Source organism: Paraburkholderia sp. HD33-4, assembly GCF_021390635.1.
In the GTDB taxonomy this organism is placed as follows: Bacteria; Pseudomonadota; Gammaproteobacteria; order Burkholderiales; family Burkholderiaceae; genus Paraburkholderia.
Map to the genome: position 1 here is coordinate 843520 of NZ_JAJEJS010000003.1, position 9748 is coordinate 853267.

The 9748-nt window shown below is 59.6% G+C and carries 8 protein-coding genes; 4 read left to right on the forward strand and 4 right to left on the reverse strand.

Annotated elements, in window-relative coordinates; translation table 11 throughout:
- Nucleotides 1-9 precede the first annotated feature (9 nt).
- From L0U84_RS38385 to L0U84_RS38400, 4 genes are all read right to left on the reverse strand, one after another.
- Nucleotides 10-339: a hypothetical protein gene (locus L0U84_RS38385; RefSeq protein WP_233859842.1), complete on the reverse strand. Its 330-nt coding sequence runs from the start codon at nucleotides 337-339 to the stop codon at nucleotides 10-12.
- A 470-nt stretch (nucleotides 340-809) separates the two neighbouring features.
- Nucleotides 810-2780, reverse strand: a complete 1971-nt coding sequence (locus L0U84_RS38390; RefSeq protein WP_233858536.1) for a lytic transglycosylase domain-containing protein — start codon at nucleotides 2778-2780, stop codon at nucleotides 810-812.
- Between the two features lie 287 nt (nucleotides 2781-3067).
- Nucleotides 3068-4270: a M20 aminoacylase family protein gene (locus L0U84_RS38395; RefSeq protein WP_233858554.1), complete on the reverse strand. Its 1203-nt coding sequence runs from the start codon at nucleotides 4268-4270 to the stop codon at nucleotides 3068-3070.
- Nucleotides 4271-4291: 21 nt separating this feature from the next.
- Nucleotides 4292-5734 carry a YfcC family protein gene (locus L0U84_RS38400; protein ID WP_233858556.1) on the reverse strand — a complete coding sequence of 481 codons (1443 nt, stop codon included), beginning with the start codon at nucleotides 5732-5734 and terminating at the stop codon, nucleotides 4292-4294.
- A gap of 165 nt (nucleotides 5735-5899) precedes the next feature.
- On the opposite strand from L0U84_RS38400, the gene L0U84_RS38405 reads away from it, so the two are divergent.
- The 4 genes from L0U84_RS38405 to L0U84_RS38420 all read left to right on the forward strand — a co-directional run bounded on the left by L0U84_RS38405 (nucleotide 5900) and on the right by L0U84_RS38420 (nucleotide 9408).
- Nucleotides 5900-6817, forward strand: a complete 918-nt coding sequence (locus tag L0U84_RS38405) for a LysR family transcriptional regulator (RefSeq protein WP_233858558.1) — start codon at nucleotides 5900-5902, stop codon at nucleotides 6815-6817.
- A gap of 325 nt (nucleotides 6818-7142) precedes the next feature.
- On the forward strand, nucleotides 7143-7331 hold the full coding sequence (locus tag L0U84_RS38410; RefSeq protein WP_233858561.1) for a hypothetical protein: 189 nt from the start codon (nucleotides 7143-7145) through the stop codon (nucleotides 7329-7331).
- Between the two features lie 198 nt (nucleotides 7332-7529).
- Nucleotides 7530-8336, forward strand: a complete 807-nt coding sequence (locus L0U84_RS38415) for an enoyl-CoA hydratase/isomerase family protein (RefSeq protein ID WP_233858563.1) — start codon at nucleotides 7530-7532, stop codon at nucleotides 8334-8336.
- A gap of 202 nt (nucleotides 8337-8538) precedes the next feature.
- The gene (locus L0U84_RS38420; protein ID WP_233858565.1) at nucleotides 8539-9408 is read left to right on the forward strand and encodes a helix-turn-helix domain-containing protein; all 870 of its coding nucleotides are present in this window, start codon (nucleotides 8539-8541) and stop codon (nucleotides 9406-9408) included.
- Nucleotides 9409-9748 lie beyond the last annotated feature (340 nt).

The following is a 9748-nucleotide window of genomic DNA, read 5'->3' on the forward strand; positions in this document are numbered from 1 at the left end:
ACGTCACCTTCATTGTCCGATTTGCCGGCTCACGTGATTTTCCTGCTGGTTCAATACGTGGTTTTCCTGGCGAGTTATATGCCCACCGTCCTGGCTTGCCATCAGACGTTCTTCACGACGGATTTGGTGGTCGTCGCGATGCAAACGCATTGCTTCTGCGTGGGACATCTCGCCTTCGCGGACTTCCTGGTGGATTCGGTAGTCTTGATTGACCAGACGATGATTGACTTCGGCCCGGCGCGGGTGCGATCCATCCCAGTTCGTGGAGGCCGACGCCGTGCCAACGAACGCGACGGACAGTGCAGCGATTGCGGTCAGTCTGTAGATGAAGGTGTTCATGGTTATCTCCCTGTCGACGAACGGCTTCTTGCCGCTCACCTCCTCAACGCCGGCGATGACTGGCATGTTGACGCGGTAGTTGTGAGTTACGAAACGGAATATTTCGACATCGCGCGAGAGGGTTGGAGCAGATTGCACAGAGCAATGACCCATCATGGTCGTCGACATGGTCCTGATGCCAAAGTCGCAGCGCGCCTCACTTTCACAAGGCTACGGCGGCGTGCTGTTGCAACGATTGCCCGCAGAGGGGCCAGTCGAATGTCAGATGCCCGAGCGGAGCGGCAGGCCGGTACCTGCCCCGGCGTGCCGCCCAGGATGCGAAGCTTGTCGCTCATATCAAGGAAGTAGTGACCTGCGGCGCAAAGCTCACTCACAAGCTGATGTGACTAAGTGAGACTGCCGGTAATGGAGTCAGCCCGAAGGCCCTTTGTTTTATCCGTGCGGTCAGCGCGGAAGCGTTGCGCACGATGTCATCGGGGCTCGATATGGCCAAGCCGCTCCGTCAGCGATTGCGGGCGGCCTTCAAACAGCGCCGAGTAGTAGACCGTGTTCGACAACACATTCTTGACGTAGTCGCGGGTTTCGTTGAACGGAATCGTCTCCGCAAAAATCGCGCCCTCCACCGGACGCTGCAGGTTGGCCTGCCACTTACGTGGGCGTCCAGGGCCGGCATTGTAGCCGGCGGTCGCGAGCACGGCAGATCGGTCAAGCTGGTTGTAAATCATCGACAGATAATACGTGCCGAGCAGGATGTTCGTGTCGATGTCATTCATCCTCGCCCGCGAGATCGTACCGAGCCCGATCTTCCTCGCGACCATCTCCGCGGTGTTCGGCATCACCTGCATCAGGCCGCCCGCACCAACGTCCGAGCGCGCACTGATGATGAAGCGCGACTCCTGGCGAATGAGACCATAGGCCCATTCGACATCGAACCCGGTGGTCTGCGCATGGTGCTCGACAATCGTGCGGAACGGTGCCAGATAGCGCAGCGAAAAATCATGCTCGGTCTGCGTCCTGTCGGCGGTGCTCACAGCCCGGTCGTAGAGCTCGATGCGGCGCGCGTACTCGGCGACTGCGAGCAGTTGCCGGTCGGTCATGCCGCGCAACTGCCAGTTCCACTCCCGGTTGCCTTCCGTGCGCAGGTTCAGCGCATAAAAACGTTTTGCCAGTTCGAAGCCCGGTGTCTGGCCGGCCTTCTCGACTTCCTCGTCAGTCACTTTGGTCTGCGGCGGAATCACGATCTGCTGGCCGAGCGCTTCGGAGGCCAACTGGCCATAGAAGGTGTAGGTTCCCGCGATCTTCCCGAATTCCTGGTCGGCCACCGTCACCTCGCCGCCTTGCTTCAACGCGCGTGCGTACCAGTAGACCCACGCTGGTTGCGCGCGCAGCGCGGCCGGCATCTGCTCGATCGACCAGCGAACCATCGTCCAGTCTCCGGCGAGCAACGCGCTGCGGGTGCGCCACTCATAGGCTTGGCTCGACAGGGGCGCGTTCGCCGACAGCCGGTACCAGTCCACCGCACCTCGCAGTTGCCGGGTCGCCGCCTGATAGGCAATCGTGCCCCAGCCGATAGCGCGTTCCGCCAGTGTAAGCGCCGGTGCGACCGCGGTGAAGGTGGCCGCGGCCGCCGCCGGATCGCTGGCCGCCACCTGCGTGATGGCGAGCAGCGCGAGTTGATGGGACGCGGCGTCCATCTGGATGCCCTTCGCGAGCAGCAGGCGCGGCTGGTTCGTCGCCTGATCGAGGAGCAGCGGATCCGGGCGCGCCGCGCCCAGCGCATCGACCAGTCTGCCGCCGGTTGTCGTCGCGCCCTGTTCGTAGGCCAGGCGAATCTGCTGCCAGACATCCTCCGAAGTGAACTGCTGGTTACCGACGAGCGCGGTGATCAGATCGACGCAGCCGTCGCCGTACCACTTCGGCTCGACGAGCAGCGCGCGAGCCGCGTCGACAACGTTTTCACCCCGCGCGGCGCGCGACTCGAGCGCATAGCACTTCACCTGCGTGTCGTCGTTCAGAACGAACCGTGAATATTGGGAATCGAAATCGTGCCAGTCGTGGCGCGCGCCCAGCACGCGCAGGTAGTCGTTGCGCAGACGGTCGGCGATCGCCTGTCCGTCGTAGCGTTGCAGAAACGACAGCACCGGTGCGTCCGGCGCATCGAGATTCGCATGCCCCGCGCCGTTGAACAGGCGCGGCTTGATCTGAAAATAGCTGAGATAGGCTGGCGCCGGATAATCCCGGATCAGGCTCGCCAGTTGTGCGGCACGCGCGGGATCGTTGTCGCGCGAGGCGTCACGCAACTTGATGAAAATCTGATCGTCGGCGGAAAACGAGGAGAGCCGGGTGGGGTGTCTGGCGAGCGCCGTTTCAGATATGACGAACGTCGCAGCGGCGAGGGCAAAACAGACCGCGCGAGAGACCCGGTGAAGTCGTGTGGACATCGCTGTTTTTGCGTTGGTCGGTGAAGAAAATTGAGCCAAAGCTTAGGCCGCAATTCGGCGAAGCGAAGCTTCGAAAAACACTGGACTCAGGCCGCAATTCGGCCCTTTGCGGGCCGGATGCCTGGACTGCCCCGGCACTAGCGTGTTCGCTTTTTCGTTGCGTAGGCCTGGACCTGGATCCGCCACTGAGATCAGGAAGGTCTTGAGTGCGGTGGAAGCCGTTGTGGCCGGGATGCTCGCGTCCGGGTGGTCCCAGAGCGGGCGGCTTCGAGAAAACTTATTGTGATTCAGGCGGCGAGATCCTGGATCTGTAAATATCGTTCGACCAACCTGGCCCAAAACGCAGAACCGACGATCAGGTTCTCATCATTGAAGTCGTAAGTTGCGCTATGGAGCGTTTTTCCACCTTCATGCGTACCGTTTCCAATTCGCAAGAACGTCCCGGGGCACTCCTGCAACATGTATGCGAAATCCTCGCTACCCATCAACTGTTCCATGTTTTCCGTGACGCGCGTCTCACCGACCAGTTCCTTGGCGACCTGTATCGCCAGATCCGTTTCAGCTGGGGCGTTCGTCACGACCGGATAACCCGCACGGTATTCAATTTCAGCGGCGACTCCAAAACTGTCGGCCTGTGCGTAGACCAGCTTCGTGATCCGTTCTCTCAAAAGAGCTCGGACGTCCTCGTCGAAGGAACGAACGCTGATGCTCAGTTCGACCTCCCCCGGGATGACATTCGGCGCGGATCCGCCCGCGATTTTCCCGATCGTGACCACGGCTGGCTTCGACGGGTCGACGTTGCGTGAGACGACTGTCTGTAGCCCCATCACAATGCTGCCGGCTGCAACGATTGGGTCTTGGGCCAGGTGAGGGCGAGCGGCATGCCCGCCTTTTCCGACGAGCTTGATGAAGACGCGGTCGCCAGCGGCCATGAACGCGCCCTGGCGAAACATGAAGGTACCCGCCGGGAGGCCGGGATGGTTATGCATGGCGAAGACTGCGTCACATGGGAAGCGCGTGAAAAGACCTTGCTCCACCATTCGTTTGGCACCGCTGTCGAATCCTCTTTCCTCGGCGGGCTGAAAGATCAGATGCAGCGTGCCATCGAAGCGCCGTCGCTTCGCAAGTTGGCGGCCCGCGCCAAGAAGCATCGCGGTATGTCCATCGTGACCGCACGCGTGCATTCTTCCGGGGAATCGACTCTTGTGATCGAACGTGTTGAGTTCTTCGATTGGGAGTCCGTCCATGTCGGCGCGGATACCGATACTACGCGCACCGGTTCCAAGCCTTAGCGTTCCGACCACTCCCGTCCCGGCAATGCCGGTCGAGACGGTGTATCCGTACTCTCTTAGCCGGCTGGCGACCATCGCCGCAGTCTGGGTCTCTTCGAACGCCAGTTCGGGGCAGCAGTGCAGGGCGTAACGTAGCTGACGCAGGTCGCTTTCCAGCGGCTCAAAGTCAGAGATGGTGCTCAAGTCGGGCAGTAACATGGGAAGCAGAGAGAAGGGCGGTTAAAAGGGTCCCCAGTGGATGGCAACCCCGATCGCAAGGGCGACGACGCAGATCACAAACCACACGAGCAGAAGAGGAGCAACAAAGCGGACCCAGCGTGAGTAGGAGATGCCGGACGTCGCGAGAACGGCCATCAGGACGCCAGAGGTCGGGTTAAAGCAATTCACGAACCCTTCGCCGAGCAGCACCGCTTGAACTGAAACCTGTCGTGTCAGATGCAGGGCGTCTCCGAGCGGGGCAAAAATCGGGACCAATACGGCAGACTCGCCAGATCCCGACGATATTCCGACGTGCATCAAGGCGGCGCTCAGGAACATGCCAATCGCTGCCAACGTCGGGCTCAGCGGTGCAAGCATTCCCGCAAGCATGTTGATGATGGGGTCGAGGATCTTGCCACTGCTGAGGACAATCGAAACGGACTGCGCCGCACCCACAATTAGCGCGCCGTGAATCAGCCGTGCGCAGCCGGACAAAAACGTATCCGCAAGCTTGCTGGGCCCGATGCCGCCCACTATCCCGGAAGCGATTGCAACGACGAGAAAAGTAGCGGTCATTTCCGTTTCGGCCCAATGCCTCGATGACGCGCCGTACACGAAGACCGCAAGGCAGACGATCAGGATACCGACGATCAACAGGTGCCGGGATCTGAGGCGTTCCGGCGACGACTGGCGGGCCACCACCCTTGGAGACCCCGCGGCGTTTGCTTCGCGAGTCCGGCGGTACGCCCGGGTTCGAGCAATGAGAAAGACCACTGTCGCAAGCACGAAGACGAGATACACCACGAAGCGAAACGACATCCCGGAAAACATCGGCAGACCAGCCAGACGCTGTGACAACCCGGTCGTCACCGGATTCAGGATTGCCGTGTTGAAGCCGGAATACGTACCAAGGTAGATCATGCCCGCCCCGATCTCCCGCGGCAGCTCCAGCGACTCAGCGAGCAGCAGGCCAATAGGCACGAAGGCGACGACGGAGTTATTCACTACCCCCAAGGTGCCAAAAAGCGAGAACACTACGCTGACGATGACTAAAGTGGTCAGCTCGCTCGAGGCTTCGCGCCTGACGATCGCGTTCAGCGTGCTACGGACTGCGCCGGTCGCTTCGAGGACAGCGAGCGCGCCGCCCGTGAACAGAATAAGAAAGATGATCGGGGCGGATTTGGTCATCCCCTGAGCCAAAGCAACGAACACTGCGCCCGGCAGCACGCCGTGCTGCGGCATCCATGTCAGGCTGTTGGGGACGACAAAGCTGACACCGTTGCTGACTGTACGGCTGAACTCGCCTGCCGGTGCCACCCACGTCGCCACGGCGGCAGCAACCAGCATGAAAAAGAGCAGAACGTACGGGTTGATCGGGTCCCTTGCGGGTCTCGTCCCTGGCAGTCGGTTGTCTCCAATCGAGCTTGCCTCGGCTTTCGCCGCTACCAGCTTCGGTTCGCTCATGCGTTCTCCTCGCTCCGTGCTTACGGGTTGTCGTCCAATCTGTCTGGCTTGGGCCTTGCTTACCGGCCGTATCCAGTAGAGTCGCAGTATCGGCGAATTTCCCGATGGAAAGTTGCATCCGAAGCGACGAATATGTTGCCTTGAAGACAACAGTGGAAGAGTCGTATGGAATCGGTCGAAGACGATCTCTCGGAGCGCGTGCTCCAGTACCTCGTGGCGATCTCGACGTTTGGAGGTATGCGTCAGGCGGCGGTCGGGCTCGGCGTCAACGTCTCTACGATCAGCCGCCAGGTGTCCCTTACCGAGCGGAAATTGCGCTTGTCGCTCGTGTCACGGCGGGGGCGAAAGATGGAGTTGACCGAAGCCGGTCACATGGCGGTCGAGTATTCTCGAGAACGGGATCGACAAGCCCGGCGATTTCGTGCCCAACTCGACGAGTACCGGAGTCTGCGAAGAGGTCAGGTCACCCTTGCTGTCGGGGAAGGAATCGTGACGAACCTGGTCTCTGTCGTCCTGAAGCAATTCCACGACAAATACCCCAACATCGTGGTGGAACTGCGTACAGGCCGGCTACCCGAACTGCTGTCCATGGTGCGCGAGGACGAGGTCGATATCGGTGTATCCATCGGCGCCGCGACAGATCCCACGTTGAACTCCCGGTTATTTCAGAGTGAGCCGCTGTGCGCGATCTTCTCTATTGATCATCCGATGTCGGCCCGCAAGACTGTGTCAATGGAAGAATTGAGCGGTGAGCGGCTGGTGTTCATGCCATCGGACTTCGGACTGCAAACGTACATTGACGCGATCCTTGCGGATATTGGACGCACCTATGTGCCTGCATTCCGCTGCGATCTGTTCTCGACTGCGGCGGCGCTAGCGGCACAAAACCTGGCAGTGGCGTTCATGACCCGACGTGCGGCGCATGAGCGGATTGCAGCGGGTCAAGTCAAGGCTGTACCCATCGACCACCCGATAGCTCGCACCTTCGATCGTTACGTCACGACACGAGTCGGCAGGAGACTTGGCCCGGCCGCAAACTATCTTCTTCGCGAGATCGTTAGGCTTATGTCGACGCAGCGGTGATTGCCAAAGATCCTTACCAATTCGTTGGAGTCTTCAATGTCGGCTTTCCGGCCCCAAGTTTCTCGCAATGCTGTTGGCTGCATCAGTTCGTAACCTGACGGAATAGCTACGCGAGCGATTCTTTTGGTTGTTCGACGCCTGCCCATGTCCACAGGCTCGCAAGCACGCGGCAGTGCACGCGGGCAGGCGTTGGACAAACCTGAAGAAGATCAGACTCCACGGTAACTTAGAAGAATCGTTGGTAAGCCTTTGCAGTCCGCATAGGCCGATACTCGCGCTTGGCAATAGCAGGCGTGCAGCTTTTCCGACCAACATGAGGCGAACCATGTTTGATTTTCTGGAAACAAATGAAATGAATGATCGCGAGGCGGTTTCAGGAAATCGCGATTTAAATGAATTTTCGCGATCACCTAACCCCTATCGCACCATGCTGTATTTCCCGCTCGCCGAGCTTGTATCAAATGTCGAAGCGCACCCCGATGTCGCGCACGTTGCAATCCTTGGATACAACTAGGCAGGTGTGGTCAATGCAATGGCTACCCCGGTCGTGCGATACGCAAAATCAGACTCCAGGGTAAGTGGCTGGAATTGCGGGTAAGCCGGAGGGCGGACATTACTCGATACTTGAGTCACCTTCAAAACCACAGTCTGAACCATCGGTTTTTGGGCCCGCGTTAACCCTGATCAATCTAGCCGGAAAAGAGGAACATTCATGAATCAGCTCGTCCACAAAGCGCAAAAGCTGCTTGCGGAACTGAATGGCTTTCGGGTCGAAATTAGCGAGGCAGACTCGCGCGCCGACATCATTCTCGACCGGCCGCCGTTCAATATCGTGTCGATGCTGCAGCGCGATCAACTCAGCATGGTCTTCGAGGCTCTGGATGACGACCCCAAGGTGCGCGTAATCGTCGTACGTGCCGTAGGGGAGCACTTTTCGAGCGGCGGCGACATCAAGGGGTTCATCGAGTCGTCGCCGGAGCATGTGTCGAAGCTCGCCTGGAACATCGCTGCGCCGGCTCGCTGCAGTAAGCCCGTGATCGCCGCCAATCGCGGCTACTGCTTCGGCGTAGGCTTCGAGTTGTCGCTTGCGTGCGACTTCCGCATCGCGACGCAAACGTCGCTTTACGCGCTCCCCGAACAGAAGCTCGGCCAAATCCCTGGCTCGGGCGGCTCTGCGCGTCTGCAGAAAATGGTCGGCATCGGGCGAACCAAGGATATCGTCATGCGGTCACGCCGAATTCCTGGCCCGCAGGCGTACGATTGGGGTATCGCTACGGAGTGCGTCGCCGATGGCGACCTCGAGACTGCGACTGACGCACTCGTTCGCGAACTGGTCGCGTTTTCTCCGCTTGCTCAGCGCACCGCGAAAAAGTTGTTGAACGATACGGAAGACGCTCCGCTTTCGATTGCGATCGAACTGGAAGGACACTGCTACAGCCGGCTTCGCAGTTCGGACGACTTCCGCGAGGGGGTTGAAGCGTTTCATGAAAAGCGCAAGCCCGTTTTCGTGGGCCATTGAGGCGCCGCGATGGGACACCTGGAAACCTCGCGGTCGGAAATGGCCCGGTTCCGGGGCGCCCGAGCAGTTGCATGCGCTTACGCGAGGCTCCCTGCTCGTGGCTCGATTGACAACCGCGCTCCAGCCACGCAAAAACTTGGTGTAAGTACCGGAGCATAGGGGCGCCCATCGAGTGAGAAGTGTTTCGTAAGAGGCCGGACGAGTGTCGAACGCGATAAAAATCTATCAGGGCAGGTTTGGGCGGGTCGCATTGCTCGACATGGATGCGCCGCTCGTTCAGCATGCGCATCACCACTGCCATTTGCTCCTCAAGGCGGCGGGCCCGGATACATTCTTCGCGGTGCAAGACAAATTGCAGCCGCTGTCCGCCGAAACAGCGGTACTCGTCAATCCCTGGGAATCGCACGCGTACAGACACAATGGCAATGAGGAGCAGCACACCGTCATTCTCGCGATGTACATCGAGCCGGACTGGTTGGCGCATCTTCAACACCCGGTGGGTGGAAGCGGGCACCCGCAGTTCTTTCCTCATCCTTGCGTACAACTGTCGGAGCACGCGCGCAAGCTTGCAGAGGAAATGGCACTGGAAATGTGGTGGTCCGACAGTGTTGCGTCCGACCGGCTCGAGGGACTTCTCTGCGAGCTGATGATCTCCGTTATCGACCCAGACCGAAGCTGGCGCGATTTATCACGGCAAATGGAGATCGCCAACCGGCGCCCGAGCGATCCACGCATACGCAAGGCGATTGCCTGGCTTCGCGAGAACACGGGGGCCGAGCCGGATATGAACCGGCTTGCGGAACACTGTGGCTTGTCACGGGCTCACTTCTTCGCACTGTTCCATCGCTGCACCGGGGTCACGCCAAATGTGTACCTGAACGTGTTACGGATGGAACGCGCGATCGGGGATTTGTCATCCACGAAGAGTTCGTTGACCGACATTTCATACGATCTCGGCTTTTCAGCCCCAGCGCATTTCACCCGATTCTTTCGCCAGCATCTCGGCATCACCCCGAGCGAATATCGTCGTGTAGTCGAACTCTACGACGATCATGGCGAGGTGCAGATATAGGCGCCGAGTCCACCGATTCCATTGATTCCACTGTTTCCCGGCTCAAACCGCAACCAACTTCAAACGAGCCGACGTCAGCTCGCTGGAGCCATTCCTTCCGTCAGCACATAGCGCGACCTCACGCACCCGTTGGCCTCAATTCGATGCGCGCGACACGCGACTCGTATCGATGTCTGCTGCTGCCGCTCGAGCCGGCAGATCGATCACCGAAAACCATCAGACTCCAGGGTAAATCGTCCGATCCCCGGGTAAAGCGATTCCCCCTTACCGGTTCTACATTGCAGTCAACGAAGCATGCTGACCGCCGCGAACCGGACGGCAAACAAGGCACCAGCGTCCA